This window comes from Mycobacterium sp. NPDC050853 (assembly GCF_040653875.1).
In the GTDB taxonomy this organism is placed as follows: domain Bacteria; phylum Actinomycetota; class Actinomycetes; order Mycobacteriales; family Mycobacteriaceae; genus Mycobacterium.
In genome coordinates this window covers 185,551-210,167 of sequence record NZ_JBFAGW010000005.1, presented here as the reverse complement: position 1 = coordinate 210,167, position 24,617 = coordinate 185,551, and the positions used below count along the sequence as shown (strand labels likewise).

Annotated in this window: 30 protein-coding genes, 1 tRNA gene and 1 pseudogene; 13 read left to right on the top strand and 19 right to left on the bottom strand. The window is 64.6% G+C overall.

What is annotated here, in order from left to right:
• Positions 1 to 17 precede the first annotated feature (17 nt).
• Positions 18 to 497 (top strand): MbcA/ParS/Xre antitoxin family protein, encoded by a 480-nt coding sequence (locus AB0H22_RS18015; protein WP_358147786.1) that lies wholly within the window; start codon positions 18 to 20, stop codon positions 495 to 497.
• Positions 498 to 1,055 carry an RES family NAD+ phosphorylase gene (locus AB0H22_RS18010; protein WP_358147784.1) on the top strand — a complete coding sequence of 186 codons (558 nt, stop codon included), beginning with the start codon at positions 498 to 500 and terminating at the stop codon, positions 1,053 to 1,055.
• A 3-nt stretch (positions 1,056 to 1,058) separates the two neighbouring features.
• On the opposite strand, the pseudogene AB0H22_RS18005 reads toward AB0H22_RS18010, so the two are convergent.
• A pseudogene (locus tag AB0H22_RS18005) lies at positions 1,059 to 2,999 on the bottom strand (heavy metal translocating P-type ATPase).
• A gap of 196 nt (positions 3,000 to 3,195) precedes the next feature.
• Here AB0H22_RS18005 and AB0H22_RS18000 point away from each other — a divergent pair.
• On the top strand, positions 3,196 to 3,441 hold the full coding sequence (locus AB0H22_RS18000; protein WP_358147782.1) for a DUF1942 domain-containing protein: 246 nt from the start codon (positions 3,196 to 3,198) through the stop codon (positions 3,439 to 3,441).
• Here the strand turns inward: AB0H22_RS18000 and AB0H22_RS17995 are convergent.
• From AB0H22_RS17995 to mshC, 3 genes are all read right to left on the bottom strand, one after another.
• Positions 3,438 to 3,818 (bottom strand): hypothetical protein, encoded by a 381-nt coding sequence (locus AB0H22_RS17995; protein WP_358147779.1) that lies wholly within the window; start codon positions 3,816 to 3,818, stop codon positions 3,438 to 3,440. The genes AB0H22_RS18000 and AB0H22_RS17995 overlap by 4 nt on opposite strands.
• 67 nt (positions 3,819 to 3,885) lie before the next feature.
• A complete protein-coding gene (locus tag AB0H22_RS17990; RefSeq protein ID WP_358147777.1) occupies positions 3,886 to 4,755 on the bottom strand; it encodes an SDR family oxidoreductase in 870 nt (289 codons plus the stop codon).
• A 9-nt stretch (positions 4,756 to 4,764) separates the two neighbouring features.
• Positions 4,765 to 6,003, bottom strand: a complete 1,239-nt coding sequence (gene mshC, locus AB0H22_RS17985; protein ID WP_180751375.1) for a cysteine--1-D-myo-inosityl 2-amino-2-deoxy-alpha-D-glucopyranoside ligase — start codon at positions 6,001 to 6,003, stop codon at positions 4,765 to 4,767.
• A gap of 220 nt (positions 6,004 to 6,223) precedes the next feature.
• On the opposite strand from mshC, the gene AB0H22_RS17980 reads away from it, so the two are divergent.
• A complete protein-coding gene (locus tag AB0H22_RS17980) occupies positions 6,224 to 7,942 on the top strand; it encodes an NAD(P)/FAD-dependent oxidoreductase (protein ID WP_358147774.1) in 1,719 nt (572 codons plus the stop codon).
• A gap of 4 nt (positions 7,943 to 7,946) precedes the next feature.
• A complete protein-coding gene (locus tag AB0H22_RS17975) occupies positions 7,947 to 8,345 on the top strand; it encodes a DUF2834 domain-containing protein (RefSeq protein WP_358147772.1) in 399 nt (132 codons plus the stop codon).
• Here AB0H22_RS17975 and AB0H22_RS17970 read toward each other — a convergent pair.
• Positions 8,342 to 9,106 (bottom strand): 3'(2'),5'-bisphosphate nucleotidase CysQ, encoded by a 765-nt coding sequence (locus tag AB0H22_RS17970; protein WP_180751378.1) that lies wholly within the window; start codon positions 9,104 to 9,106, stop codon positions 8,342 to 8,344. The genes AB0H22_RS17975 and AB0H22_RS17970 overlap by 4 nt on opposite strands.
• 55 nt (positions 9,107 to 9,161) lie before the next feature.
• Between AB0H22_RS17970 and AB0H22_RS17965 the strand changes: the two genes are divergently transcribed.
• Positions 9,162 to 10,007: an LLM class flavin-dependent oxidoreductase gene (locus AB0H22_RS17965; protein WP_358147770.1), complete on the top strand. Its 846-nt coding sequence runs from the start codon at positions 9,162 to 9,164 to the stop codon at positions 10,005 to 10,007.
• Between the two features lie 3 nt (positions 10,008 to 10,010).
• On the opposite strand, the gene AB0H22_RS17960 is transcribed toward AB0H22_RS17965, so the two are convergent.
• From AB0H22_RS17960 to AB0H22_RS17930, 7 genes are all read right to left on the bottom strand, one after another.
• Positions 10,011 to 10,343, bottom strand: coding sequence for a DUF732 domain-containing protein (locus AB0H22_RS17960; RefSeq protein WP_180751380.1), 333 nt, complete (start codon positions 10,341 to 10,343; stop codon positions 10,011 to 10,013).
• Between the two features lie 94 nt (positions 10,344 to 10,437).
• A complete protein-coding gene (locus AB0H22_RS17955) occupies positions 10,438 to 11,316 on the bottom strand; it encodes a hypothetical protein (protein ID WP_180751381.1) in 879 nt (292 codons plus the stop codon).
• Between the two features lie 70 nt (positions 11,317 to 11,386).
• Positions 11,387 to 12,178: an SCO1664 family protein gene (locus AB0H22_RS17950; protein ID WP_180751382.1), complete on the bottom strand. Its 792-nt coding sequence runs from the start codon at positions 12,176 to 12,178 to the stop codon at positions 11,387 to 11,389.
• The gene (locus AB0H22_RS17945) at positions 12,162 to 12,749 is read right to left on the bottom strand and encodes a DUF3090 domain-containing protein (protein ID WP_180751383.1); all 588 of its coding nucleotides are present in this window, start codon (positions 12,747 to 12,749) and stop codon (positions 12,162 to 12,164) included. Before AB0H22_RS17945 ends, AB0H22_RS17950 begins: the two co-directional genes overlap by 17 nt.
• A 21-nt stretch (positions 12,750 to 12,770) precedes the next feature.
• Positions 12,771 to 13,463: a histidine phosphatase family protein gene (locus AB0H22_RS17940; protein WP_358147767.1), complete on the bottom strand. Its 693-nt coding sequence runs from the start codon at positions 13,461 to 13,463 to the stop codon at positions 12,771 to 12,773.
• Positions 13,460 to 14,290, bottom strand: a complete 831-nt coding sequence (locus AB0H22_RS17935) for an undecaprenyl-diphosphate phosphatase (RefSeq protein WP_180751595.1) — start codon at positions 14,288 to 14,290, stop codon at positions 13,460 to 13,462. Before AB0H22_RS17935 ends, AB0H22_RS17940 begins: the two co-directional genes overlap by 4 nt.
• Positions 14,291 to 14,346: 56 nt before the next feature.
• The gene (locus AB0H22_RS17930; RefSeq protein ID WP_180751385.1) at positions 14,347 to 14,661 is read right to left on the bottom strand and encodes a hypothetical protein; all 315 of its coding nucleotides are present in this window, start codon (positions 14,659 to 14,661) and stop codon (positions 14,347 to 14,349) included.
• A gap of 89 nt (positions 14,662 to 14,750) precedes the next feature.
• On the opposite strand from AB0H22_RS17930, the gene AB0H22_RS17925 reads away from it, so the two are divergent.
• Genes AB0H22_RS17925 through AB0H22_RS17915 form a run of 3 tightly spaced genes read left to right on the top strand, consistent with a single transcriptional unit; the run spans position 14,751 to position 17,127 of the window.
• On the top strand, positions 14,751 to 15,809 hold the full coding sequence (locus tag AB0H22_RS17925; RefSeq protein ID WP_358147764.1) for a hypothetical protein: 1,059 nt from the start codon (positions 14,751 to 14,753) through the stop codon (positions 15,807 to 15,809).
• Positions 15,806 to 16,066, top strand: coding sequence for a DUF5703 family protein (locus tag AB0H22_RS17920; protein WP_180751387.1), 261 nt, complete (start codon positions 15,806 to 15,808; stop codon positions 16,064 to 16,066). The genes AB0H22_RS17925 and AB0H22_RS17920 overlap by 4 nt, the downstream gene beginning before the upstream one ends.
• Entirely contained in the window at positions 16,066 to 17,127 is a 1,062-nt protein-coding gene (locus AB0H22_RS17915) for a quinone-dependent dihydroorotate dehydrogenase (RefSeq protein WP_358147762.1), read from the top strand. Before AB0H22_RS17920 ends, AB0H22_RS17915 begins: the two co-directional genes overlap by 1 nt.
• A 73-nt stretch (positions 17,128 to 17,200) precedes the next feature.
• On the opposite strand, the gene AB0H22_RS17910 is transcribed toward AB0H22_RS17915, so the two are convergent.
• Both AB0H22_RS17910 and AB0H22_RS17905 read right to left on the bottom strand, forming a co-directional pair.
• Positions 17,201 to 17,722 (bottom strand): YbhB/YbcL family Raf kinase inhibitor-like protein, encoded by a 522-nt coding sequence (locus AB0H22_RS17910; RefSeq protein WP_180751389.1) that lies wholly within the window; start codon positions 17,720 to 17,722, stop codon positions 17,201 to 17,203.
• A 33-nt stretch (positions 17,723 to 17,755) separates the two neighbouring features.
• On the bottom strand, positions 17,756 to 19,111 hold the full coding sequence (locus AB0H22_RS17905; RefSeq protein WP_180751390.1) for a M20/M25/M40 family metallo-hydrolase: 1,356 nt from the start codon (positions 19,109 to 19,111) through the stop codon (positions 17,756 to 17,758).
• 133 nt (positions 19,112 to 19,244) lie between these two features.
• On the opposite strand from AB0H22_RS17905, the gene AB0H22_RS17900 reads away from it, so the two are divergent.
• Positions 19,245 to 19,330, top strand: a tRNA-Leu gene (locus AB0H22_RS17900).
• Between the two features lie 166 nt (positions 19,331 to 19,496).
• Here AB0H22_RS17900 and AB0H22_RS17895 read toward each other — a convergent pair.
• The 4 genes from AB0H22_RS17895 to AB0H22_RS17880 form a co-directional block, all read right to left on the bottom strand.
• Complete coding sequence (locus tag AB0H22_RS17895; RefSeq protein WP_358147759.1) at positions 19,497 to 20,099, bottom strand: M15 family metallopeptidase; 603 nt, start codon at positions 20,097 to 20,099, stop codon at positions 19,497 to 19,499.
• A 15-nt stretch (positions 20,100 to 20,114) separates the two neighbouring features.
• Positions 20,115 to 20,591 carry a hypothetical protein gene (locus AB0H22_RS17890; protein ID WP_358147757.1) on the bottom strand — a complete coding sequence of 159 codons (477 nt, stop codon included), beginning with the start codon at positions 20,589 to 20,591 and terminating at the stop codon, positions 20,115 to 20,117.
• 45 nt (positions 20,592 to 20,636) lie between these two features.
• A complete protein-coding gene (locus AB0H22_RS17885) occupies positions 20,637 to 21,464 on the bottom strand; it encodes a DivIVA domain-containing protein (protein WP_180751393.1) in 828 nt (275 codons plus the stop codon).
• A 229-nt stretch (positions 21,465 to 21,693) separates the two neighbouring features.
• A complete protein-coding gene (locus AB0H22_RS17880) occupies positions 21,694 to 21,987 on the bottom strand; it encodes a YggT family protein (RefSeq protein ID WP_180751596.1) in 294 nt (97 codons plus the stop codon).
• A gap of 210 nt (positions 21,988 to 22,197) precedes the next feature.
• Between AB0H22_RS17880 and AB0H22_RS17875 the strand changes: the two genes are divergently transcribed.
• Genes AB0H22_RS17875 through AB0H22_RS17865 form a run of 3 tightly spaced genes read left to right on the top strand, consistent with a single transcriptional unit; the run spans position 22,198 to position 23,831 of the window.
• Positions 22,198 to 22,662, top strand: coding sequence for an SRPBCC family protein (locus AB0H22_RS17875; RefSeq protein ID WP_358147755.1), 465 nt, complete (start codon positions 22,198 to 22,200; stop codon positions 22,660 to 22,662).
• Positions 22,659 to 23,069, top strand: a complete 411-nt coding sequence (locus AB0H22_RS17870) for a metalloregulator ArsR/SmtB family transcription factor (protein ID WP_358147752.1) — start codon at positions 22,659 to 22,661, stop codon at positions 23,067 to 23,069. The genes AB0H22_RS17875 and AB0H22_RS17870 overlap by 4 nt, the downstream gene beginning before the upstream one ends.
• Before the next feature lie 3 nt (positions 23,070 to 23,072).
• Complete coding sequence (locus AB0H22_RS17865; RefSeq protein WP_180751396.1) at positions 23,073 to 23,831, top strand: DUF899 domain-containing protein; 759 nt, start codon at positions 23,073 to 23,075, stop codon at positions 23,829 to 23,831.
• 72 nt (positions 23,832 to 23,903) lie between these two features.
• Here the strand turns inward: AB0H22_RS17865 and AB0H22_RS17860 are convergent, their stop codons facing one another.
• A complete protein-coding gene (locus AB0H22_RS17860) occupies positions 23,904 to 24,530 on the bottom strand; it encodes a cell division protein SepF (protein ID WP_180751397.1) in 627 nt (208 codons plus the stop codon).
• Between the last annotated feature and the right edge of the window lie 87 nt (positions 24,531 to 24,617).

Sequence of the window (24,617 nt, the reverse complement as noted above, 5' to 3'; positions counted from 1 at the left end):
TTGGGTACACTTATGACATGGCAGCGACACGGCGTAACACCACCGGCAAGGCGGTAGTGGCTTCCGGGCCTGCGAAAAAACGCGGGTCGACGGCGATTCGCGCGGTGAGCACGCCCCAACGTGTGGTGGTCGGCGGCCTGGCGGTCGCCACACAGCCGGCCGATGATCCGCTTGCTCCGCTGCGGGTGTCCTACCTGGTGGACGCCGTTGGCGGGGCCGCGCAGTTGGCCCGGATTATCGGGGTGAATCGGTCGCAACCGTCACGGTGGATCTCCGGCGAGGAACGCCCCGGCGGCCGTACCGCCCCCCTCATCATCGACTTGGAGCATGTTGTGTCCCGGGCGCGTCTGGTGTGGGGTGACCCCGCCGCGACAACGTGGCTGGAAAGTGCGAACAGCTACCTCGGGGGCGCCCGCCCGCTGGATGTGCTGCTGAGCGAGGGGCCGGGCCGGGTCCTCGATGCGCTGGATGCGGTTACCGCGGGGTCCTTTTCGTAGATGCTGGCCTACCGGATCTTCCCGTACCTCGCGGACGCGAAGACGGGACAACCTGGACATCCGCTGTACCAGCACCGACCGCAACGCAGTGGCCGAATCGACCATCCCGATTACTACGTCTGGTACTTGGGAACGCGACCCGAGGTGGCATGCGGAGAGGTGTTCGGCGATCTACAGATCTGGGACGACTCGATACTGGAGTTCCCCTTGCTGGGTACCCGCAGGGCGCTCGGAGTGTTCAGCCTTCCCGACAACCTACGGGTATGCGATCTCGATGATGCGAAACAACTTGTCAGGCTTGGAATTCGCCCTACGCAGGTGGTAGCGCGGAACCTCGCCATCACCCAGGCGTGGGGACATCAGATCTGGTCGGAGACCATGGCTGACGGCGGGGACCAGCGGTGGCAGGCCGTCAGATGGTGGTCATATCACCGCCCGTCGTGGCCGGTGCTGGCAAGTTGGCACCGCCCGAAACTGGAGCGAGTCGAACTCCTCGACCTCGACCACCCGGCCATCATCGATGCGGCGGCGGCACTGAACCGTCCGATCAGCCGCTGACGCTCACCTACCGAGGATTCGCCGCACGCTCTCTTCTGGTCGAAGATCCAAGCGGCGCAGCAATTGTGCATTGAGCGCGACCACCACGGTGGACGCCGACATCAGGATGGCTCCGATGCTCATCGGCAGCACGAATCCGATCGGGGCCAGCACCCCGGCCGCCAAGGGAACCGAGATCAAGTTGTATCCGGCTGCCCACCAGAGGTTTTGCTTCATTTTCGGTAGCTGGCCCGCGACAACTCGATGACGGAGAGCACCGAACGTGGATCGGAACTCCCCAAGATGACACCGGCGGAGGCGATCGCGACATCGGTTCCTGCACCGATAGCAATGCCCACATCGGCTTGTGCCAGCGCGGGTGCGTCGTTGACACCGTCACCGACCATCGCCACGATGCGCCCTTCGGCTTGGAGCTGCACCACCGCTGATGCCTTATCCTCGGGCCGCACCTCGGCGAACACCCGATCCACGCCGAGTTCGGCCGCGACGGTGTTGGCCACCGCATGCGCATCACCGGTGATCATGACGACCGAGACACCCAGTCTATGCAGTGCGTCGACGGTGTCCCGGGACTCCGGCCGGATATCGTCGGCCAACCGGAGCGCTCCCGCGACCTGCCCGTCGGTAAGGACATGCAGGATGATCGCGCCTTCGGTCCGCCACTTTTCGGCGATCGACAGTTCTTGTGCACCATGACTTTTCAGTAAGGCAGGCCCACCAACGGCGACCTGCACACCTCCGACATCCGCGGTCACACCCAGGGCGGGCTCGGAGGCAAAGCCGCCGGCTGCGGCGATCTTCAATCCGCGACCGCGAGCGGCTTCCACGATGGCACGCGCCAGCGGATGCTCGCTGTCGGTTTCCGCCGCGGCCGCAAGTGCCAGCACGGCGTCGGCATCGCGCCCGTTGACGGGTTCCACACCCGTCACGGTCGGGGCACCCTTGGTCAAAGTTCCCGTCTTGTCGAACAGCACGACGTCCACGGTGCGCATCTGCTCCAGGGCCAGCCGGTCCTTCACCAGGACCCCGCCCCGGGCCGCCCGTTCGGTGGCGATGGAAACCACCAACGGAATGGCAAGACCCAATGCATGCGGGCAGGCGATCACCAGCACCGTGATGACGCGGACCACCGCGGTATCCGGCTCTCCCAGCACGGTCCACGCCACAGCGGTCAACGCCGCCGCACCGAGCGCGAACCAGAACAGCCAGCCTGCAGCGGTATCGGCGATCCGCTGTGCGCGCGAGCTGGACGCCTGAGCGTCGGCGACCAGACGCCGAATCCCGGCAAGTGTCGTGTCGTCCCCGACCGCAGTGACTTCTACCCGCAGACCAGAGTCCGTGGCCACGGTGCCCGCAACCACGTGATCGCCACTGTGACGGCGTACCGCGCGAGACTCCCCCGTCACCATCGATTCGTCCAGATGGGCGCTGCCCTCGGTGATCCGACCGTCCGCGGGCACCGACCCACCCGGCCGAACGACGACGATGTCACCCACCCGAAGATCGGCCGGTGCCACGGGCACCACCACATCTCCCTCGACGCGCTCCGCGGTGTCGGGCAGCAGTGCCGCCAACGAATCGAGCGCCGACGTGGTCTGTGCCAAAGATCGCATCTCGATCCAGTGACCGAGCAAGCATGATCACCACGAGAAGCGCCAGCTCCCACCAGAAATTGAGCTGGTGATCGATCAGGCCGAGGCTGGCGCCCCACGACGCGACGAAGGCTACCGTGATCGCGAGCGCGATTAGGAGCATCATTCCCGGCTTACGACCGCGGACCTCGCCGACCGCGCCGGTCAGGAATGGCTTGCCACCCCAGAAGTACATGACGGTGCCGAGCACCGGCGATACCCACGGGATCCATCCGGTGGTGGGCAGCTCATAGCCGATGACCATCGCGAACATGTCGTTGAACGCGACGACCGGTACCGAGAGCGCCAGCATGATCCAGAACAGCCTGCGAAACTGCCCCACGTGATCGCCATGGCCACCGTGGTGGTCGCCATCGCCCGAATGGTCCGTATGTCCTGAGTGTTCGTCGTGCTGATGGCCGTGATGCTCATGTGCGCCAACGTGCTCAGCGTGATCCGGATGCAAACTCATATCGCCAAATTATACCCCCAGGGGGTATTGGTCAACCGTGTATGCCGGCAGGCGTGTGACTACCGTCCCCAGTACCGAGGGCCAAAGATCGGCGGGCACCGTCTACTTAGATGTGACCGGCCCCGACCCGATGGCAGCGGTTTACGCCGCGGCCGGATCCACCCCGGCGATGATGAAGGACTGCCCATGCTGCCAGGACATGCCCGCACCCACGTCAGACGACGGCCACCGCCGACCAACTGCGCAGCAAGGAAAACAGTTGTCGCGCACAAGGATTATCTAACACTGGACGGTGACATACATGACGTGTGAAGCCAGCGAGCGAGTGGGCGGTCCTTTGCGCTGCGGTACCTGGTTGTAGATGTGCCGACCAACGCGTACCGAGGTGGCGATGCACTGCGACAGCGGTTTGGTGGGGCCGTTGCGGTTGATGATGACCTGATCCCCGCGGCGCTTCAGCGCAGTGATCACGGCCTGGGCGTTATCGGGTACCTGCGGTCCTGGTCGCGCCGGGTCGACGGAGGCGGGGACAGATGCGGAGGCGGGGGCGGCCAATGCGAGGGCCAGCCCCGCCGCCGTCGCGAGGCCGCCGACGCGACGACTGAACGCGGCGCGAGGCACTGTCAACGATGATGTGGCCAAGGCGATGATGCGCACCATGACACCACCCTACGCCGACACCCCATACCCGTAATGGGTATAGAATGGTGGCCCTCAAAGAAGGTAGCTAGCCGCCAGCCACCTCGCCGCGCGTGGCGCGCTGCAGCGCGGCCACCTCGGCGTCGATACGCGGCAGGATCTCGGGGATCATGCCCCGCACGGGGAGCTCGCCGAGCGGTGTCGACAGCACCGGCTTGATCCAGTGGGTGACCCCTACCCAGCCGGGACAGTTGATGCGTCGACGGCGGCGCTCGATGCCCTTGACGAACGCCTTGCCGCACGCTTCGACCGAGGTCACGGTGCCCAGTGGCGGTGGCAGCCGGGTCAACATCTCCGAGAACGCCGACAGGTTGGCCTTCTGGTCGTTCACCATCGAGGTATCGATCCACGACATATGCGCCGAACCGACATCGACGCCGCGGTGCGCCACCTCCAGACGCAGGGCGTTCGCGAAATGTTCGACGGCCGCCTTGGAAGCGTTGTAGGCCGTGACACCGGGAGCCGCGGCGTACGCGGCAAGGGAGGACACGATGAGCACGTACCCCTGCCGTTCGATCACCGAGGGCAGGGCCGCGCGCACCGTATGAAATACCCCGAGCACGTTGACATCGATCAGCTTCTTGAAGGCAGCCGGGTCGATCTGCAGCACCGAGCCGAACGCCAGCAGGCCGGCATTCGCGAGCACCACGTCGATCCCGCCAAACCGCTCCACTGCTCGTGCGACGGCATTCTCCATGGCCGCCAGATCGCAGACATCGGCAACCGCCACCAGCACGTGATCAGGGCCCAGCTCGTCGGCAATCGCGGTGAGTTTGACCTCGTCCAGGTCGGTGAGCACGAGATTGGCGCCCTTGGCGCGCAGCCTGTGCGCGAGTTCCACACCGATTCCACCGGCACCACCGGTGATCAGGACGGTCTTACCTGCCATCGTTCCCATGGCCCGACGCTACAGCCGCACTCCCAGCAGGGCGTCCACCGCGTTGCGCACCTGGGCGCCCGCCTCGACGTCATGACCGCCGTAGGCCAGCGCATCGGTTACCCAGTTATCCAGGGCGGCAAGCGCTTTCGGCGTATCAAGATCGTCGGCGAGATAGCGCCGCACCCGTGACACCACATCACGCGCGCTCGGCGCGGTGGGCAGCTCCGCCGCATGCCGCCAGCGGGCCAAGCGGCCCTGCGCATCGGAGAGCACCGCATCGCTCCAGGACCGATCCGCGCGGTAATGGCCGGTCAGCAGCCCGAGCCTGATCGCCGCCGGATCCACACCGTCAGCGGTCAATCCGGACACCTTCACCAGGTTCCCCCGGCTCTTGGACATCTTGTGCCCGTCCCACCCGATCATCCCGGCATGCACATAGTGCCGAGCGAAACGGCGTTGCGAGGTCACAGCCTCCGCGTGCGCCGCACTGTATTCGTGGTGCGGGAAGATCAGGTCGCTGCCGCCGCCCTGGATGTCGATGCCCGCACCCAGCTCCCGGAGCACAATCGCCGAACATTCCACATGCCATCCGGGGCGTCCGGCGCCAAATGAGGCGTCCCAGCTCGGCTCTCCCGTCCGGGCCGCACGCCACAGCAGTGCATCGAGCTCGTTGGCCTTACCGGGCCGATCAGGATCGCCACCACGTTCGGCGAAGAGCCGCGACATTGTCTCGATGTCGTATCCCGACTCGTAGCCGAACTGTTCGGTGGCGTCGACCCGGAAGTACACGTCCGGATACTCCGGGTCATCCACCACGTACGCGGCACCCGAAGCCAGCATCTTCTCGACCAACTCGATGATGCAGGCGATCGACTCGGTGGCCCGCACATACTCACGCGGCGCCAACACGCGCAAGGCCGTCATATCGCCCCGGAACAGCTCGGTCTCACGATCCCCGAGCTCACGCCAATCAAGGCCGTCACGATCGGCACGCTCGAAGAGCGGGTCGTCGATATCGGTGACATTCTGCACGTAATGCACGTCCAGACCCGCATCCAGCCACTGCCGATAGATCAGGTCGAAGGTGAGATACGTTGCGGCATGGCCGAGGTGGGTCGCGTCATACGGAGTGATGCCACACACGTACATGGTGGCGGTGGGCCCGGTGGCTACAGGCCGCACCTGACGGTCGGCCGTGTCGTAGAGCCTCAGCTCCGGCCCACGCCCGTCGAGTTCAGGAACCGGCGCCGACGCCCAGGACTGCATGCCACCACTGTATTGGGCCGCCCGGGGACGGTGATGCATGAGGTCCGGTACCGGCCAGACCGCGGGAAAACCGGCCGGTGTCGGCGCTCCACCGCTTCCCGCGTGCGTCCAGCGCTTGACCGCAAGTATATCGACTGGTCTACTTCCGGTATACCGATCGGTATTCCTAGTCGCCGGTCGCCATGAGCGCCACATCATCACGAGCACCGGAGGAACCTCAATGCAGAGGGCAGCAGAAAAGTGGGACGCGATCGTCATCGGATCTGGCCTCGGCGGCATCTCCGCGGCCGCCCACCTCGCCGCTGTTGGCCAAAAGGTGCTGGTCCTGGAGCAGTACGACGTCATCGGCGGCTCGTCTCACGTGTTCCGGCGCAAACGTGAATGGGAATGGGATGTCGGGGTGCATCACATGGGCGACTGCGGCCCGGGCGGCATCCTGCCCGCCTTGTTCAAGAGCTTGGGCGGCGAAGGGCGCGTGGAATTTGCCGAACTAGACCGCAAGGGTGTCGAGACGTACACGCTGCCTGGGCACACATTCACGACTCCGCGCGGATGGGACAACTACCTCGCCCGGCTGATCGATACGTTTCCCGACGAGGAGAGAAAGATCCGGCGGTTCGTCAAGCTTGTTCGCCGCGCCGGCCGCGGGCTGGACCGGGACCGGGGTCTGTCCAGCCTTAGCCGTACCGCTGCGGGAGTTTTGCACTCGGGTATCGCCGCCCCGCTGCTGGGCCTGCCCATGTCGAGAGTCTTCCGGCTCTTCGGATTTTCCCCAGCCCTGCAGATCGTCCTGTCCCCGCCGTTTGGCAGCGTCGACGCGCCACCCAGCCGACTCCCCTTCGCCATCTACGCGGTGTTCCAGTGCATGTTCATTGAGGGCGGCACCTGGTACCCGAACGGTGGTGGCCAGGTACTTTCCGCGCACCTCGCCGATGTCGTCCGTTCATCGGGCGGCATGGTGCTCACGAGCGCGTCGGTCTCCCGGATCACCATCGAGTCGGGCGCGGTCACCGGCGTAACTCTCGACGACGGTCAGCAATTCTCCGCAGCCGTTGTGGTCTCCAACGCCGACATCAAGAAGACGTACCGCGATCTTGTCGGGCACGAGCACCTGAACCGGCGCACCCTGCGGCGCGTCGAGAAGTACCGGATGGCCCTGCCGTTCTTCAACGTGTACATCGGCTCTAGCCTCAATCTCGCCGAGACAACCCCGCCACGCGACGCGTTCGTTTTCCCGACACTTGTCGATTTCGATGAACTGGAGCGGCGAATCAGCGCCCCCGGGCTGACACCGCAGGAATGGCTGAACCTGATCCGCGACTTCGCCCCGGTGTACATCCACTGCTCGAACTTGAAGGATCCCAACGGGACCCGCTATGCGCCATCCGGACACTCGTCGGTGGAGATCATGCTGCCCCTGCCCTACAACCCGCGGCTGTGGCATATCGAGCCCGGATCGGAGTCCTCATATCGGCGTGTGCCCGAATACCAGCAGATGAAGGAAGACCTCACCGACATCCTCATCGAACGCGCTGCCACGGTGTTCCCCGGTTTCGAGGACTCGATCGTCTACCGCGAGGCCAGCACGCCGCTGACCCAGGAACGCTATACCCGGTCCTCGGAGGGCTCTGCCTACGGAATCGAGTTCAACACAAGGCAATTCGGCCCGCTACGACCGGGTGTTCGCACCGAGATTAGAGGATTGTTCCTCGTGGGCTCGAGCACCTCGTGGGGTCCCGGTACCGAGGCAGCGCTACTCAGCGGACGCTGGGCGGCCAGTGCGATCACTGGGCGAGACCTGCAGCGCGAAGTGAGCGGCGGAGCGCAATTCGTGAGCCCCACGGACCTGACACCGGTCGAAACCGGTTGGGATGCACTGGAGTTCAGTAAGGAAATCGCGGTGCGAAATCGCCCACTGGGCGTCGGCGCAGCGGAGTGAATCGATGACCCACTCGATAGCCCACACCAACGGGCCCAAAACCCCTCAGCGCCAACGCACTCGCACACTCGAGCGGGTGATGCTCGCGCTGACCGTTATCAGCTTCCTGGCGCTCAACGGCTCTGCCATCGGATTCTGCATAGCGCATGGCGTCGACCTGAAGCTCTTCCTCACATCATGGTTCGCCAATTGGCCCGCCTCGCACCTATTCGGCGATATCGGCTTGGTGCTGGTGGCGTTCTGGATCTGGGCGATTGCCGACCATCGGCGCACCCGGACCCCTTATTGGTGGCTCTTGTTCCCGGTTTCGCTTCTCGTGGGAATCGGCTGCGGGATCCCCCTCTACCTATGGCTACGCGAGCGCCGGCTCCGCCTCGACGAAGGCGCGGCACAGAGCAGTTAGAGGCGCCCGGCCACCGCATCGAGCAGCAGCGGTGCCAGGTCCTGCCGGCACATGAGCAAGTCTGGCAGGTACGGGTGCGGCTCGTTGTACTTCAGCGGGGAGCCGTCGAGCCGCGAGGCATGAAGCCCCGCCGCCAGCACCACCCCGGCAGGAGCCGCAGAGTCCCACTCCCACTGGCCGCCGCCGTGTAGATAGGCGTCGGCCTCACCGCGGACGACGGCCATGGCCTTGGCGCCGGCCGAACCCATGGGGATCAGTTCCATGTTCATCCGCTCGGCCATCTCGGTGAGCAGTTTGGGTGCCCGGCTGGCGCTGACCACAACCCGAATCGGGTCCGAATCCCCGCGCGGCGCCGGGGTCACCCGCGTCTCGTCGGTGCGAAACACGGTGCCCAAGGCGGGCAGCGCGACGGCCGCATCGGTGATGGAGCCGCCGTTACCGTCCGCCTGCCACAGCGCGACATGCACCGCCCAGTCGTCGCGGCCCTGTATCCCGAACTCCCGGGTGCCGTCGAGCGGGTCGATGATCCACACCCGCTCGGCGGCGAGCCGGACCTTGTCGTCTACCGCCTCTTCGGACAGCACAGCATCCGCGGGGCGTTCCGCGGCGAGCCTGTCCAGCAGCAGCGTGTTGGCGCGCTTGTCACCGGCCGCGCCGAGCCCCTTGGGATCGTCGAACCCGAGCTCAGCTCGCACCTGCAACAACAGTTGTCCGGCATCGTGGGCGAGTTCGGCGGCGAGCGCGGCATCGGTGGTAGTCACCGACTCAGTATTACCCGACCCGGATTTGTCGTACCCCGTCGGCATACTCACGCGCATGACCGGCATGCAGTACGGAATTGTCCTGACGACCGGAGACGCGGCCGATGTCGCCGAGCTGGCCGCGCTCGCCGAGGAAGCGGGTTGGGACGCGGTTTTCGGATGGGAGCCGGTCTGGGGTGTCGACGCGTGGGTGGCGCTTACGGCGGCAGCGATGCGCACCACCCGGGTAAAGCTCGGGACGATGCTCACTCCGCTCCCACGCCGCAAGCCGTGGGATCTGGCGTCCACCACCGCGACGCTGGACCGGTTGTCCGGGGGCCGTGTCATCCTTTCGGTGGGAATGGGTGCGCTGCATGACAATTGGCTGGCATTCGAACGCGACCAAGGCAAGAAGACCCGGGCCGAACTGCTCGACGAGGGTCTCGACGTCATGTTCGGGTTATGGGGAGGCCAGCCCTTCGGCTACCAGGGCAAGCACTACCAGGTGACGCCGACGACGCATATGGCGCCCGATCCGCCGGTGCAGGAGCCGCGCATCACCACCTGGTGTGTGGGGTTACTCGGCTCGCGCATGTCCATGTCACGCGCGGCCCGCTGCGATGGGCTGCTGCCGAATATCACCACCGCCGACGGACAGTTCGACATGAATCCGCCGTTGCAACTCTGGCTCGATGCCGCACGCGAAATACGCACCGCACGAAGCGATTTAGGCCACACCGGCACCTACGACGTGGTACATGAGGCGACCACCGACTGGAACGATCTGGATGCCACCCGAGAGAAGATCGCCACGCTGCACGACGGCGGCTACACCTGGTATGTGGACTCGGACTGGCACACCGAGCACGACGATCAGCTGACTGCGCTGCGCGCCCGCATCGAGAACGGGCCGCCCCGCTGAAGGTCAGTGCTTGACGTCGGGACACATGGTTTGGGGGGCGTACTCGACCACTGCCTTCGACGCCCACTTTGGCGACCACGGGAGCAAGGTGGCGGCCGCAATCGCCTCGTCCTTCGTCCCGCCGTTACGCAGCACCCCGCAGGCCATGTTCCCGGCGTGCACGTACATCGCGGCGCTGCCCGCGTTATAGGGGTTCGCCCCGGGGATGTTGTCGTTGATGAGCTGCAGGAACTCGGCCTCGCCATCAGCATGCGCCGGTGCGGCAAGGCCGATCCCCACAGCGACCGAAGCAGCGAGTAAACCGGCAGTCGAATACCGGCGGAAATTTGTGATCATGATGCCCCCTCGTGATTGAGGAGCTCATCGTATGGCGCGATACCCGCTGGCGGGAGACGTTTTCCGAATTATCGACCAATCCCAGATTTCAAGATCACGGAGCGAACTCCCCGGTGCAGATCGCCATCGGCGGGTCGGGAAACGCGAAAGAATGGACCACGCCCGGCCTGCCCTTACATTGCGCCGCTTCCTTCGTCCCCGGAATCACGAACAACACCGCGAACGCCTTCGGGGACTGGCAAGAATCTGCGGCGACGAAGACGGTGCTTCCCATCACCACAGCCGTTTGATAGCAGGAGCCAATGCGCAGTTGCGGGGTAATGCAATACGAAAAATCACCGGCCGTAAATCCCGTATAGGTCTGCTTGCACTTGCCGCCGGGAACCACCTCGAACACGCGCCATGCGGCCTTGGGGTCCGTACACGCCAACGCCTTGTAGTCCGAGGGAGCTGCTAGCGCGATGCAGTCGCCGACCGCCGCGATCTGCCCCGGAGCCTTTGGCAGACCCGTCGGGGGTGGTACCGGTGCCTGGGGCGGCGCCATCGGTGTACGAGGCGGCTCCGCAGTCGGCGTCAGGTAGGTCGGTGCACCGGTCGGCAACTCAGGGGGCGCGTACGACACCGTGGCGCTCGGCGAGGCCGACGACTGCCGCGGATCGCTGTCCCTGTTGAGGATCAACACCAGTACCACCACGAGCACGACGACGACAGCCCCCGCTATCGAGGCGATCAGGATCCACGGTTTGGACTGTTTCTGTGGCGCATTGGGGTCCTGTCCCGGCAGGCCCGGATACATGGGGGGCACGGCATAGTCCTGCGGGACTCCGTCGTACAGGCGGCCGATCGAATCGTCCGGGTAGTCGGACGGCGCATACCCATACGGAGCCGGCGGCGGCCCGCCCTGCCATTGACCCTCGGGTGCACCCCACTGCCCCGCTCCGCCCTGCTGGTACGGGTCGTACGGTCCTGTCATATCAGCACCCCCTCTGCCCCGTTCCTTCCCGAAACGTCTCGCGTTGCCGACCAGGCTAGACGATCGGCAATCAAAACGCGGGCCACGGTATGGGCCTGTTCCGATCCGGCATCGGCATCACCGGTTCATCCAGCGTGATCGCAGCACGTTGACGTAAAGCCGTCACTTCATCCGTAGTGACATGGGCCGCCAGGGTGGCGCCCAAATCCCCCCGCAGCGCCTCCTCAAGACGGACCACGTCGGCAAGCAACTCGGGCTCGACGGGCTTGCCCGCCCACCCCCACAGAACGGTCCGCAGCTTGTCCTCGGCGTGCAGGGAGATGCCGTGATCGACCCCGTAGACACCGCCATCGGCACCCCGCAGGATATGACCGCCCTTGCGGTCGGCGTTGTTCACCAAGGTGTCGAAAACCGCCATGCGGCGCAGCAAGGTGTCATCGGCGTGGACCAGCACGATCTCGGCACCGTCGGCGTCCAATGCATGCAGGATCGGCAGGTAATCCGCCGGCACCGCTCCGGGCAGGCAGATATCGACCAGATCGAGGGCGCCCTCGGCGAGCTCCGGTTCGTGGATCCACCGCTGAACCATGCCAACACCCGCGGGACCGTCGCGAAATACCGTGTACGGCACCACATTCCAGCCCAACTCGGCCGAGATCAGGTACGCCGCCACCTCACGACCGGCCAATGTGCCGTCCGGGAAATCCCAGAGCGGCCGCTCTCCCCGCACCGGTTTGTAGACACAGTGCACGCCGCCCTCGACCTCGCAGAGAAACGTGGCGTTACTCGCCGACCGGATGCGGCCGATGACGGTGAGCTCGCCGTCACGGACCGCGGCGTGATCGTCAGGACTCGGCGTCATCTACAGCCCCGGGTACCGTTCCCCGGCGGTAGCCGTTGGTGCGTACGCACACATGTCCAGCCGGGTCGAGCGGCTCTTCGCACAGCGGGCATGGGGGCCGGCCTGCGGAAACCACCCTGGTGGAGCGTGTCGCGAACTGTCGCGCAGCCTCCAGGGATAGGAACACCCGCACGGCGTCCGGACCGTCCTCGGAATCGTCGAGCACCACCGAGGCATCGAACTCGTTCTCACTCACCGCCAGCAGCTCGACCACCACCGAGTTCGCCTCGGCATCCCAGCCCAGCCCCATGGTGCCGACCCGGAACTCCGCGTCGACGGGCATCACCAGCGGGCTGAGATCTTCGACCACATCGGGTTCGGGCGGGATCTCCGTTCCGAACCGGCGACGGACCTCCGTCAGCAGGGTTCCGATGCGCTCGGCCAGCACCGACACCTGTTGCTTCTCCAACGACACGCTGACGATGCGGCTCTCGTGGACGGCCTGCAGGTAGAACGTACGGTTCCCCGGCTCCCCCACTGTTCCGGCAACGAACCGGTCCGGGCTGCGGAATACGTGAATCGATCGCGGCATGATGTCTCCAAAAGTACCGGTCTAGTCGGTCGTACCGCCCACAGGAGCGTCAGAGGTATCCCCGGCGGACTTCTCCGGCGGTCGGACACTCAGTGCGCTCGACAGGTCTGGGCCCGTGTGGTTCATGTGCAGAACGAAGGGCCGCAGCTCGGTATAGCGCACCACGCTCATCGATGCAGGGTCGGCCACGATGCGCTGGAATGCATCCAGGTGCGTGCCGAGTGCATCGGCGAGCACCGACTTGATGACATCACCGTGAGTGCAGGCCACCCAGATGCAGTCGCCGCCATGCTCCTCGGACAGCCGCCGATCGTGCTCGCGTACCGCCGCCACCGCGCGCGCCTGCACTTCCGCGAGCCCCTCGCCACCCGGGAACCGTGCGGCGCTGGGCTGTTGCTGGACAACTTTCCACAGGGGTTCGGCGAGCAACTCGGCGATCCCGCGGCCGGTCCACTCCCCGTAGTCCACCTCGGCGAGCCGATCCTCGACGACCGGCGTCAGGTTCAGCTCCGTCGCCAACGGCGCCACGGTCTGCTCGCATCGCAGCAGCGGAGAGCTGACTATTGCTTGGACCGTCACCGCGCCGAGACGGTCGACCACACCGCGGGCCTGAACTCGCCCCTTCTCGTCGAGCTCAACACCCGGGCTGCGGCCGGCGAGAGTATGCGCGACATTTGAGGTGGAGCGGCCATGACGCAGCAGGATGACCGTCACGACGCACTCACCACCCCGGCTGCGAGCAAGCCCATCAGTGTCAGGCCCAGGACCACCCGATATCCGACGAACCAGTACATGCTGTGGTTACTGATAAAGCGCAACAGCCAGGCAACGGCGGCGTAGCCGATGACGAATGCGATCAGGGTCGCCACCAGCAGCTGTGGGCCCGTCGCGCTCATGCCCTCGGTCACCGGATGGAAGGCGTCCGGCAACGAGAACAGGCCGGAGGCCAGCACCGCGGGTATCGCCAGCAGAAATCCGAACCTGGCTGAGGCGGGCCGGTCGAGTCCGAGGAACAGCCCGGCGCTGATGGTGGCGCCCGACCGGGAGACTCCCGGGATGAGAGCCAAAGCCTGTGCGCTGCCGACGATCACGGCGTCTTTCATGGTGAGCTGTTCGGTGTGACGCACCTGACGCCCGTAGTACTCGGCGGCGGCGATGACCACTGCGAAGGCGATGAGCGAGGCCGATATGATCCATAAATTCCTTGCACCGGAACGGATTTCGTCCTTAAAGGCAAGCCCCAGAAATCCGATGGGCATGGTGCCGACAATGACGTACCAGCCCATCCAGTAGTCAAAGTTCCTGTGCGCCTTGACGAACAAGCCATCAAACCACGCGCGGAGAATGCGCCAGATGTCCTTGGCGAAATAGAGCAACACCGCCGCCTCGGTGCCCAACTGGGTGACCGCGGTGAATGACGCGCCGGCATCTTCGTTGAAGAACACCCGCGACACGATGGCCAGATGCCCTGACGACGAAATCGGCAGGAATTCGGTGAGCCCCTGGACCACCGCCAGCACGATCACTTGCAACCAGGACATTGCCGCTACCGCCGTATCCACGACAGCGACCGTACTGGACGCGGCGGCGGATCGCCCTAGCCGGCCAGCAGCCGGGCGAAGCGTCCAGTCGTCACCGGTTGCGCATCGGCGACCAGATCACGCACCGCGGCGATGATGCTGCGCTCATCGGTAACGTCGATATCGATGATCGGCCGGGTTCCCACGGCCACGACATCGCTCTCGTCGGGTACCACTTCGGTTCGGAAGGCTCGATAGATCTCGACCCGCAGCAACGAATCCTCGATGCGGAAAGCGAAGCTACGACCATCGCCCACCTCACCAAATCCATTCGCGTGCACGCCCGTCACAAGAACCTCGACGGTGAAGACAGCATTGTCGGCAAGCGTCATGTTCCCCACGATAGCCCCCAGCTACCGACTGCTAGCACCAAACGCGCCGAGAAAGTCATGTGCTGCGCGGCAACCCCAGGTCAATTGCGATGATGGATGGGATGAATCGTCTTCCGGGCCGCGGCGTGCGCGGTATGAGGGGCTCTGTCGCCGCGCTAGCAGCCGTCATCGCGGTGGCCTCGGGTGCCATTTCGGGCTGCACGTCCGAGGACAATCCCGCTGATCCGCCCGTTATTACCCCGGCCTCCGCGGCGCAGGCACCTCCATTGACCACCGCCCCTGCCGGAACGGTGCACCGATTTGCGGGCGCTGCCGACGGTGTGCTGTGGGACAAGTCGGCCAATGCAGTGTCGATTCTGTCCGATAACGGTCGGACAGTGACGTTGTTCACGCCGCAGAATCTCGACGTGCCACGTCACATCATCCGGCTCGCGTCGCCGGCCACCGCGGCGGTCGGTGACGGCAACGGCACGCTGTACCTGTCCACCAAGGGGGGCTATTTCCGACTCGATATCGCCTCGGGGCGCGCGGACAAGGTCAACATCCAAGGCCAGGAGCACATCGAGTTTTCGGCGGTGACTCGTCGCCCGGACGGTCGAATCGTGTTGGGAAACACCGACGGCACGGTTTTCACCCTGGATGCCGAGAATGCCGTCACGGCAGACGCCAAGGGTTTCGCACGCATCGATTCCCTTGCTTATCAAGGCAACACGATCGCCGTTCTGGATCACGCACAGAGCTCGGTGACCACACTGTCCGATTCGGGCGATCGCACCGTTCATGCACTTCGAGCAGGCGACGGCGCCACGACGATGCTCGCCGACGACAAGGGCCGCCTCCTGGTCGCCGACACACGCGGCGGCGCCCTGCTTGTGTTCGGGGTGACCGACTCGCTCATCCTGCGGCAGCGCTACCCCGTGCCCGGCTCCCCATACGGACTGGCGTATTCGACCAAGCTCACCTGGGTGTCACAGACGGCGACGAACACAGTTATTGGCTACGATCTTTCCACCGGCATCCCCGAGGAAAGGGCGCGATTCTCGACTGTGCGGCAACCTAATTCACTGGTCAGCGACGGATCCACGTTGTTTGTGGCATCTGCTGCAGGTGACGGAGTACAGGCGATCGACATCAGGAGCGTCGGATGAGGCGGGCCGCACGCAGTGGCTTTCCTCCGGGTTGGGAAACTGATTCCGATGACGAGTACGACTACTACCCGCTGCGATTGCCGCCGGAAATCACCAGGATCACCGCCTCGCTCCGGCTCTCGATTCAGGCCGAGTTCGGCGGATGGGAATTGACCCGCGTGCGGCTCTACACCGACGGGAGTCGACGAGTTCTATTGCGCCGCAAGAAATCACGTGGCAGCCTAACGGGCGGACCAATGTCGGTCCCGGTGATGTGATGCTGCATACGATCCTGCTGCGGCTGCTTTTCCTGGTGCCAGCCGAACGTGTGCACACCCTGGTGTTCGGAACCCTGCGTGCCGCGGCCGCTTTCGCGCCGACCCGGTGGCTGATGAACCGTCTACTTACCTCTACCGATCCCATCCTGGCCACCGAAGTGTTCGGGCGGCGCTTCCCGGCACCATTGGGGTTGGCCGCCGGATTCGATAAAAACGGCGAGGGCCTCAAGCTGTGGGGCCCGTTGGGGTTCGGTTATGCCGAGGTGGGCACGGTAACCGCCATCGCGCAGCCCGGCAACCCAAAACCACGGCTGTTCCGACTCAAGGCCGACCGGGGGCTGCTCAACCGAATGGGCTTCAACAACCACGGCGCGGCAGCGCTGGCACCCCGGCTGGCAACCCGAAACGCTACGGTGCCGATCGGAGCCAATATCGGGAAGTCGAAGATCGTGGAGGCCGCATTCGCGGCCTCGGACTACCGCGTGAGCGCGAGGCTGGTCGGGCCCGCCGCCGACTTCCTTGTGGTCAACGTGAGCTCCCCCAACACTCCTGGGCTACGCGATCTTCAAGCCATCGGCGAACTACGCAAGATCCTCTCCGCGGTACTCGAGGAGACCACCACGCCGGTGCTGGTGAAGATCGCACCGGACCTCTCCGATGGCGATATCGACGAGATCGCCGATTTGGCAGCAGAACTGGGCCTCGCCGGAATCGTCGCCACCAACACCACCATCAGCCGTGCCGGATTGAAGACGCCGGAGGTGGAAAGCCTTGGCGCCGGAGGTATCTCCGGGCCACCCGTGGCCGCGCGATCACTGGAGGTATTACGCAGGCTGCACCGCAGGGTAGGAGACCGTCTGGTGCTCGTCAGTGTCGGTGGTATCGAGGATGCCGACGAAGCCTGGGCGCGGATTACCGCCGGAGCCTCACTGCTACAGGGTTACACCGGTTTCATCTACCGGGGCGGGTTCTACGCCAAGCGGATTCACGACGGTATCGCCCAACGTCTCCGCGAGGGCGGATTCAGCAGCCTGGAGGAAGCCGTCGGATCCAGTTCCTAAGCGCGAGCAGACGCTTAGTGCACACGAATCGCGGGTCAGCCGTGCACTAAGCGTCTGCTCGCTGGAAAGACTGCTACTTCTGTTCGTAGGTGGCGTGGATGACGGCACGCGCGATCGCGTATCCGAACAGGTTGAAGCCCAAGTAGGCCGGGGTCGCGTTCTCCGGCAACTCCAGCTTCGGCACGCTGACCGCGTGCACGGCGATGTAATACCGGTGCGCACCGTGCCCGGCAGGCGGGGCCGCCCCGATGTACCGCTTGAGACTCGCGTCATTTGCCAAGGTGATTGTGTCACCGGGCAATCCGCTTCCATCGCCCACACCGGCGGGCAGCTGCGTCGTCGTCGCGGGCAGATTCGCCACCGCCCAGTGCCAGAAACCCGACGCGGTCGGAGCGTCCGGGTCGTAAACCGTGACGGCAAAGCTCTGGGTTTCCTCCGGGAATCCGGACCAGCTGAGCTCGGGTGAGACGTCCTGTCCCCCAGCGCCCATGATCCCGCTCACCTGGTCGAGGCCGAGCGGCTGACCATCGGTGACGCTGGTGGATGTCAGGGTGAAGGTCGGCAGCTGCGGCAGGGCGTCGTACGGGGAAGTCATGAGCGTCCTTTCGATCGTTTCAGTGTTTGAGTATCAGTGGTTGAGCAGGAAGTGCTGAAGAACCTTGGTACCGAATGTCAACGCGTCCACGGGCACTCGCTCGTCGACGCCGTGGAACAGCGAAGCGAAATCGAGCTCCGGAGGCAGCTTCAGGGGCGCGAAACCGAAGCAGCGAATACCCAACCGGGCGAAAGCCTTTGCATCCGTACCGCCCGACAGCATGTATGGCACCGTGCGGGCCTCGGGATCGAATTCGAGCACCGCGGAGTTCATCGCGTCGACCAGGTCCCCGTCGAAGGTGGTCTCGTAAGCGGGAAGCAGCTGCACCCATTCGCGCTCGACATCGGGGCCGATGATCTCGTCGACCTCCCGCTCGAATGCCTCCAGGCGGCCGGGCAGTACCCGGCAGTCAATCACGGCCTCGGCGGTCGCCGGGATCACGTTGGCCTTGTATCCGGCCTTGAGCATGGTGGGATTGGCGGTATCGCGCAGGGTGGCGCCGACGATCTTGCCGATCGACCCCAGCTTGGCGACCGTACCCTCCAAATCCGGTGAGTCCGCGTCGAAGTCATAGCCCGTCTCCTCGGCCACCGCGGCGAGGAATTGAGTGACCGCTTCGGTAAGCACTATGGGGAACCGATGTCGGCCGAGTTTGGCGACAGCTTCGGCGACGGCCGTGACCGCATTGTCCTCGTGCACCATCGAGCCGTGACCGGCCCGCGCCTTGGCGGTCAGCTTCATCCAGGCGATGCCCTTCTCCGCCGTCTCCAGCAGATACAGGCGCCGTTCTCCGCCCTCCTTGCGGGGCACGGTGAGCGAGAAACCGCCCACCTCGCCAATGGCCTCGGTGACACCCTCGAACAGGTCGGGACGGTTGTCAACGAGCCATTGCGAGCCCCACTTGCCGCCGTTCTCCTCATCCGAGACGAACGCCCAGACGAGATCGCGTGGCGGGACCGTCCCTGATCGTTTGAGGTACCGGGCGATGGCGACCATCATGCCGACCATGTCCTTCATGTCGACAGCGCCGCGTCCCCACACGTAACCGTCGGTTACCGCCCCTGAGAAGGGGTGCACGCTCCAGTCGCCGGCCTCGGCCGGAACCACATCCAGATGGCCGTGGATAAGCAGGGCGCCCCGATCCGGACTCGCCCCCGGCAGCCGTGCGAACAGATTTCCGCGCCCCGGAGCGCCCGCCTCAACGTACTCACAGGTGTATCCGACCTCTTCCAGCTGCTGCTGGATCCACCGGGCACATTCGGCCTCGCCCTTGGTGGTTTCCAGCTCTCCGGTGTTAGAGGTATCGAAGCGGATCAGCGTGCTGACCAGATCGACTACCTCATCCTCGGGCACCGGGTTATCAGAAGTCACAACTACCTTTCCTACCATCGTCGGACACTGCGTACTGTCCGCCGGGTTCCTGGTGCGCCAACGCGCCGGGAACCGGTTTGGGCTCGGTCCAGTGTTTCCGCTAGCCTATGACGGCAGCCAACGGGCCTGGTGGTCCGATCGCAGCATGATTGTCCGAGTGGCGGAATGGCAGACGCGCTAGCTTGAGGTGCTAGTGCCCTATTAACGGGCGTGGGGGTTCAAGTCCCCCCTCGGACACACAATCGGCGACACGTATCAGTCGCCTATCGCCTGGCCTCATGCGCCGATACTATCCACGGGCGATGGCTGCTGATTCGCTTGTAAAGCTTGAGAAACACTGTCCAGCCAGTGAATAGACTTGCCCGGTTCCTGGCATGTTTGCGTCAGGATGAGGCTGTCCCGGTCAACCAGCAGCGTTGGTGCGCAGCGGCGGGCATCTTCCCTCGGCATCTGCGGTCAGCTCGTAATGCCACTTCTCATTGGCGAAGACCTGACACAGGCCGAATTGTGTACTGTGCGCTTGCATCCAGCCGTAGGCGGACGCGGGGCCTATATCGACGGCTTTACCCTGCACATGATGCGATTCATCAGGAGTGGCTACCCACTGCCGGGCCGCCGCCAGGCTCCCATAAGTCTGTACCGCATCGTCGAGTAACTGCTGCTGGAAAACCCTCGACCTCCAGCCCGACGTGATCACAAGTGGCACTTCGTCGGCCGAGGCGCTGGTCGCAGCGTCCTGGACCGCACGCAGTAGCGGCGGGTCCAGCCTGATGACCGCTAGGGAGGAAGTGTCGAACGGGCTGACCGGAGCGGATAACGCGCCTCCGTCCGGCTCCTCGCCGAGCGTGGCGGAAGGAGGGGGTGGCGGGACTGTCGTCTGGGCCGTCACCAGGACAATGGTGGCCACCGCGGCCGGGTGGCTGCTCACGGCCGGGTCGGTGGCGTGACATCCCGACAGGGTAAGTGTCGCAGCGACGGCCACGCTCACGACTGCGCTACGCGACATCTGGCAAGGGACCCGTTACGACCGGTGCGGCTCGTCCTCGTCCTCGTCGTCGACATCGAACTGCTCGTAGGTCTCTTCGGCAGACGGATGGATATGGGCCGCGGTGGCGGCCTCCTTGAGGCTGACTGCGGCGGCCGGGCCCGCGTTCTCGCTTACCGCCGGAATTACCGATGTCTTGGTCGAATCTGATTCTGCCACAATGGTTTCCGAGTCAGCATCGGCATGATCGGCTGAAGCGGCAGCGGACTCGCCGGGGCCATCCGCCTCGGTCTCGTCGTCATGACCCTCGGAGTCTACGGAGCCTTCTTCGGACTCCTCATCGGCCTCCAGAGCGCCGGCATGCCGATCTCGGATGGCGTCGATGATCATGAGCACTACGCCAACGGCGGCCGCGGCGATACACACGAAGGCCAGTACCTCGTTACTGGTGACCACGGCCGTCACCAGGGCCGCCAAACCGACAGCGGCCAACACCAATGCGACGATCAGCATCGCGAATCACTCCTCATACGTGTCGCGAGCACAGACCGATCTAAATCAGTAGTTGTTCCCACGGTTGAACTGGCCGAATCCGGCTTCCTTTGACGCGTTTTCGTTCGAAGCACCCGCATCGACGGGAGCTGCCGAACCCCGCTGGCCGAGCTCCTCGAGCTGCGACTCCAGGTAGGTCTTGAGCCGGGTGCGGTACTCGCGCTCGAATGTACGCAACTGCTCCAGACGCCCCTCCAGCACCGTGCGCTGCTGGTTGATGGTGCCCATGATCTCCGAGTGCTTGCGCTCGGCATCGGATTGCAGGGCATCGGCCTTCTCCTGCGCCTGGCGCAGCTGGGTCTCGGAACGGGTCTGGGCATCCGAGAGTAGCGCCTCGGCCTTGGACCGTGCCTCGGTGACCGTCTTGTCGGCGGAGGCCCGAGCCTGGCTGACAATCTGGTCCGCATTTGCGCGAGCATCGGAGAGCAGCTTTTCCGACTCGGACTTGGCATTCCCCGTCAGACGGTCCGCGGTGTCCTGTGCCAGACCCAGAATCTTGGCCGCGCGCACATGATGTTCCTCGGTGGACGGCGCGACGGGAGCCGCTGCCACCACAGGTGCCGGTACGGGCTCGGGCTTAGCGGGCTCGGGCTTCTTCTCGGGCTTGGGGGCCTCGTAGACAGGGGCGGCGCCGCCACCCTTGCGGGCCTCGGCCAGCTCCTGGTCCAGTTCCTGAACCCGCTGGCTCAGATCCGAGTTCTCCTCGATCAGGCGGGCCAGCTCGTTCTCCACCAGGTCGAGGAACGCGTCAACCTCGTCCTCGTTGTATCCGCGCTTACCGATGGGTGGCTTACTGAACGCGACGTTATGTACATCAGCTGGTGTAAGCGGCATTGCCTGCCCCTATCAAGTCTCGACGTCTGGAATCGTATTGCAGTGTAAAACGAACATGCCGTCCCACTGTAACTGGCGTCCATCCTGTCACATCCGACCCGCCGGTCGCAGCAGAGCTTGTTAAGTATCCCTCTGACGTGCATAAAAATACTCTGAGGCTTTGGTTATGACGCGCTTTCGTATCCAGATCGATGTGAGTTGAATACCGAAATTCGGGGATGCTCCGGGCTTAGCCAGCCGCCATCAGGAACGCCACCCGCATGCCAAAAAATCCGACCAAAAGCAGCAAAGTAATGGACAAGTCGAATCGCACCGCACCAAGCGAGAGCGGTGGAATGAGGCGGCGCAATAACCGCACGGGCGGGTCCGTGATGGTGAAGATGAGCTCCAAAATCACCACCGTGGCGCCTCGCGGATGCCAATCACGGCTAATGGACTGAATGGTCTCGATCACTACGCGCGCAAACAGCAGCAAACAGAAGAACAAAAGCGCATAGCCAATGATCTCAAAGAAGAGTGCCAACGGATCCCTCACCGGCTAGGCGTGAACTCTCACGCACGGGCTACTGACAACAGCAGCCTCAGTCTACCGGCGACCCTCACCGGACCGACTGTCCCGCAGAGAATCCCCTGGACCGCGCCGCGCGACGCTGCCATCCGCAACTAGTGGTTGCATATCGTCCGGATGCGCGCTAGCCTCATACGCAACCGATTATTGCGAATGGGGAGAGACATGTCATACGAACGAATCGAGCGGCAGCTCCACATCGAGGCCTCACCAGAGGTCGTCTTCGCCGTCATCAGCCACCCGGAACATATGAAGCAGTGGTGGCCGGATGAGGCCGAGTTCGCTCCGGCCCCCGGGGAGCGGGGCGAGATCTCCTTCATCGGCGACGAACCCGGTGAGGTTCACGTCTTCGGGCTCACGCTCGTCGACGTGGACCCGCCGCGACGGTTCTCATTCCGTTGGTGTTATCCGGAGGCACATGTGGCGAATCCTGAAAATTCGCTACTGGTGACATTTGATCTCACGCCGTCCGGCTCGGGCACCCTGCTGCGGATGACCGAGATCGGCTTCCGGGACCAGGGTCGAACCGAGGCTGAGGTCGCCGAACAGTACGAGTCGCACGTGGAGGGCTGGGCGCGGCACCTGCCCCGTATCGCGCCGTGCGTGGGCGAGCTGGCGGGCCGTCCATGACGGCTGATGAGTCCCCCACAAGTGGGCGGTACCCCCAGCTTGCGCACAGAGGATCCAGCGCCGTCATCGACGACGAGCTGTGGGCGGCCGTCGGCGACCCGACCCGGCGGCGGGTCTTCGACCTCATCCTCGCCGACGGAATCGCGACCGCCACCACATTGAGCGATCGGCTCCCGGTCACCCGTCAGGCTGTGACAAAACATCTCGCGGTCCTCGACAAGGCTGGCCTGGTCCACTCCACCCCCAACGGGCGGGAGAAGCGATATCGCGCCAATGCCGAGCAGGTGGCCCGCATCGCCGAACAGCTCACCGCTGTGGGGGCGGCCTGGGATCGACGGCTGACGCGGATCAAGCGGATCGCCGAGAGCCTCGAAAACGCCACAAGCACCGAGAAGAACCAGGGATAAGACATGAGGACACCCCCGATCGTGTCGATACAGGAATGGGAATCCGCGCACCAGCAGCTGCTCGTCGAGGAGAAGGCTTTCACCCGGGCCCGCGACGCGCTGGCCGCCAAGCGCCGGCGCATGCCCTGGACCGCGGTGGACACCTCGTACCGGTTCGAAGGACCCGAGGGCCCGGTGAGCCTGCTCGATCTGTTTCAGGGGCGCCGCCAGCTCATCGTGTACCGCGCGTTCATCGACCCCGGCACCGGCGACTGGCCCGAACACGGGTGCATCGGCTGCTCACTGATGGCCGACCACATCGGCAACCTGGCCCACCTGAATGCCCGCGACACCACCCTCGTCTATGCCTCCCGTGGGTCCCAGGCCGACCTGGAGGGTATCAAGGCCCGCATGGGATGGCAGATCCCTTGGTACACCATGGTTTCCGAGAGCACCTTCGACCGTGACTTCGGCGTCCACGACTGGCACGGCCACAACGCGTTCATCCGAGACGGCGACCGCGTATTCCGCACCTACTTCATCAACAACCGAGGGGACGAGGTGTTCAACAACACCTGGACCTTCCTCGATATGACGGCGCTGGGGCGCCAGGAGACCTGGGAGGACTCGCCGAAGGGCTATCCGCAGTCCCCCGCATATGAATGGTGGGACTGGCACGACCAATACGGCTCACATAAGCCCTCGCGGTGGTTCGGCGACCCGGACCCCGACGATCCGCACGATCCGAGGCCCGCCAAGGCCGAGGGGTGTTGCAGCGGCTAGCCCCACAAACGACGAATGGGAATTTGGCGCGGTGATCGAGATCCGCGCCAAATTCCCACTCGGCCAAGCTGTTTACTGGTAGAACCCGCTCTCGGCGATCCGGCGGCGCTCCTCGGCGCTGACGTCGATATCGGCCGGTGACAGCAGGAAGACCTTCGTGGCTACCTTGTCGAACGAACCGCGCAGCGCGAACGCGAGCCCGGCCGCGAAGTCCACAACCCGCTTCGCATCGGCGGTGTCCATGGACACCAGGTCCATGATGACCGGGGTGCCGTCGCGGAAACGCTCTCCGATGGTGCGGGCCTCGCTGTAGTCCTTGGGACGCAGCGTGGTGATCTTCGACAACGGGCTGCCCTCTTCGAAGATCGCAGCACGACGCGGATCCATCGCTAGTGCGCCACGCGTGGGGGCACTACCTCTCAGCGAGCCCAAACGCGGTGCCGAACGGTCGAATTCGCGTGACGCCGGATGACGAGATGCAAAGCGCTCTTCGTCGGCATAACCAGCCGGACGGTAGCCGGGCTCGTCGTAGCCGTACTCGGCATCGTCGGCGAACCGCTCGCCACGACGCGGGTACCGGCGATCCTCGACGGCCGTGCGGCGGGGCGCGGGAGCGTCGGCGTCGTCGTAGTACTCGTCGTCGTAGTCGTCCATCGGAGCCATGCCGAAGTAGGCCTTGACCTTGTGCAGCGTGCTCATCGCGTGACCTTCCGTGACTGGGCTAAATGGAGTTCAGTTGTTCGCTCGGTCTCTACAGCTGTGTTGCAAATGTGACTGGAGTGACGA

Bases quoted from the DNA above. Each gene is read 5' to 3' on its own strand.
- AB0H22_RS18015 (WP_358147786.1), top strand. From the start codon at position 18: ATGGCAGCGACACGGCGTAACACCACCGGCAAGGCGGTAGTGGCTTCC.
- AB0H22_RS18010 (WP_358147784.1), top strand. From the start codon at position 498: ATGCTGGCCTACCGGATCTTCCCGTACCTCGCGGACGCGAAGACGGGA.
- AB0H22_RS17995 (WP_358147779.1), bottom strand. From the start codon at position 3,818: ATGGTGCGCATCATCGCCTTGGCCACATCATCGTTGACAGTGCCTCGC.
- AB0H22_RS17990 (WP_358147777.1), bottom strand. From the start codon at position 4,755: ATGGGAACGATGGCAGGTAAGACCGTCCTGATCACCGGTGGTGCCGGT.
- mshC (WP_180751375.1), bottom strand. From the start codon at position 6,003: ATGCAGTCCTGGGCGTCGGCGCCGGTTCCTGAACTCGACGGGCGTGGG.
- AB0H22_RS17980 (WP_358147774.1), top strand. From the start codon at position 6,224: ATGCAGAGGGCAGCAGAAAAGTGGGACGCGATCGTCATCGGATCTGGC.
- AB0H22_RS17975 (WP_358147772.1), top strand. From the start codon at position 7,947: ATGACCCACTCGATAGCCCACACCAACGGGCCCAAAACCCCTCAGCGC.
- AB0H22_RS17965 (WP_358147770.1), top strand. From the start codon at position 9,162: ATGACCGGCATGCAGTACGGAATTGTCCTGACGACCGGAGACGCGGCC.
- AB0H22_RS17960 (WP_180751380.1), bottom strand. From the start codon at position 10,343: ATGATCACAAATTTCCGCCGGTATTCGACTGCCGGTTTACTCGCTGCT.
- AB0H22_RS17955 (WP_180751381.1), bottom strand. From the start codon at position 11,316: ATGACAGGACCGTACGACCCGTACCAGCAGGGCGGAGCGGGGCAGTGG.
- AB0H22_RS17950 (WP_180751382.1), bottom strand. From the start codon at position 12,178: ATGACGCCGAGTCCTGACGATCACGCCGCGGTCCGTGACGGCGAGCTC.
- AB0H22_RS17945 (WP_180751383.1), bottom strand. From the start codon at position 12,749: ATGCCGCGATCGATTCACGTATTCCGCAGCCCGGACCGGTTCGTTGCC.
- AB0H22_RS17935 (WP_180751595.1), bottom strand. From the start codon at position 14,290: ATGTCCTGGTTGCAAGTGATCGTGCTGGCGGTGGTCCAGGGGCTCACC.
- AB0H22_RS17930 (WP_180751385.1), bottom strand. From the start codon at position 14,661: ATGACGCTTGCCGACAATGCTGTCTTCACCGTCGAGGTTCTTGTGACG.
- AB0H22_RS17925 (WP_358147764.1), top strand. From the start codon at position 14,751: ATGATGGATGGGATGAATCGTCTTCCGGGCCGCGGCGTGCGCGGTATG.
- AB0H22_RS17920 (WP_180751387.1), top strand. From the start codon at position 15,806: ATGAGGCGGGCCGCACGCAGTGGCTTTCCTCCGGGTTGGGAAACTGAT.
- AB0H22_RS17915 (WP_358147762.1), top strand. From the start codon at position 16,066: ATGCTGCATACGATCCTGCTGCGGCTGCTTTTCCTGGTGCCAGCCGAA.
- AB0H22_RS17910 (WP_180751389.1), bottom strand. From the start codon at position 17,722: ATGACTTCCCCGTACGACGCCCTGCCGCAGCTGCCGACCTTCACCCTG.
- AB0H22_RS17905 (WP_180751390.1), bottom strand. From the start codon at position 19,111: ATGGTAGGAAAGGTAGTTGTGACTTCTGATAACCCGGTGCCCGAGGAT.
- AB0H22_RS17895 (WP_358147759.1), bottom strand. From the start codon at position 20,099: ATGTCGCGTAGCGCAGTCGTGAGCGTGGCCGTCGCTGCGACACTTACC.
- AB0H22_RS17890 (WP_358147757.1), bottom strand. From the start codon at position 20,591: ATGCTGATCGTCGCATTGGTGTTGGCCGCTGTCGGTTTGGCGGCCCTG.
- AB0H22_RS17885 (WP_180751393.1), bottom strand. From the start codon at position 21,464: ATGCCGCTTACACCAGCTGATGTACATAACGTCGCGTTCAGTAAGCCA.
- AB0H22_RS17875 (WP_358147755.1), top strand. From the start codon at position 22,198: ATGTCATACGAACGAATCGAGCGGCAGCTCCACATCGAGGCCTCACCA.
- AB0H22_RS17870 (WP_358147752.1), top strand. From the start codon at position 22,659: ATGACGGCTGATGAGTCCCCCACAAGTGGGCGGTACCCCCAGCTTGCG.
- AB0H22_RS17865 (WP_180751396.1), top strand. From the start codon at position 23,073: ATGAGGACACCCCCGATCGTGTCGATACAGGAATGGGAATCCGCGCAC.
- AB0H22_RS17860 (WP_180751397.1), bottom strand. From the start codon at position 24,530: ATGAGCACGCTGCACAAGGTCAAGGCCTACTTCGGCATGGCTCCGATG.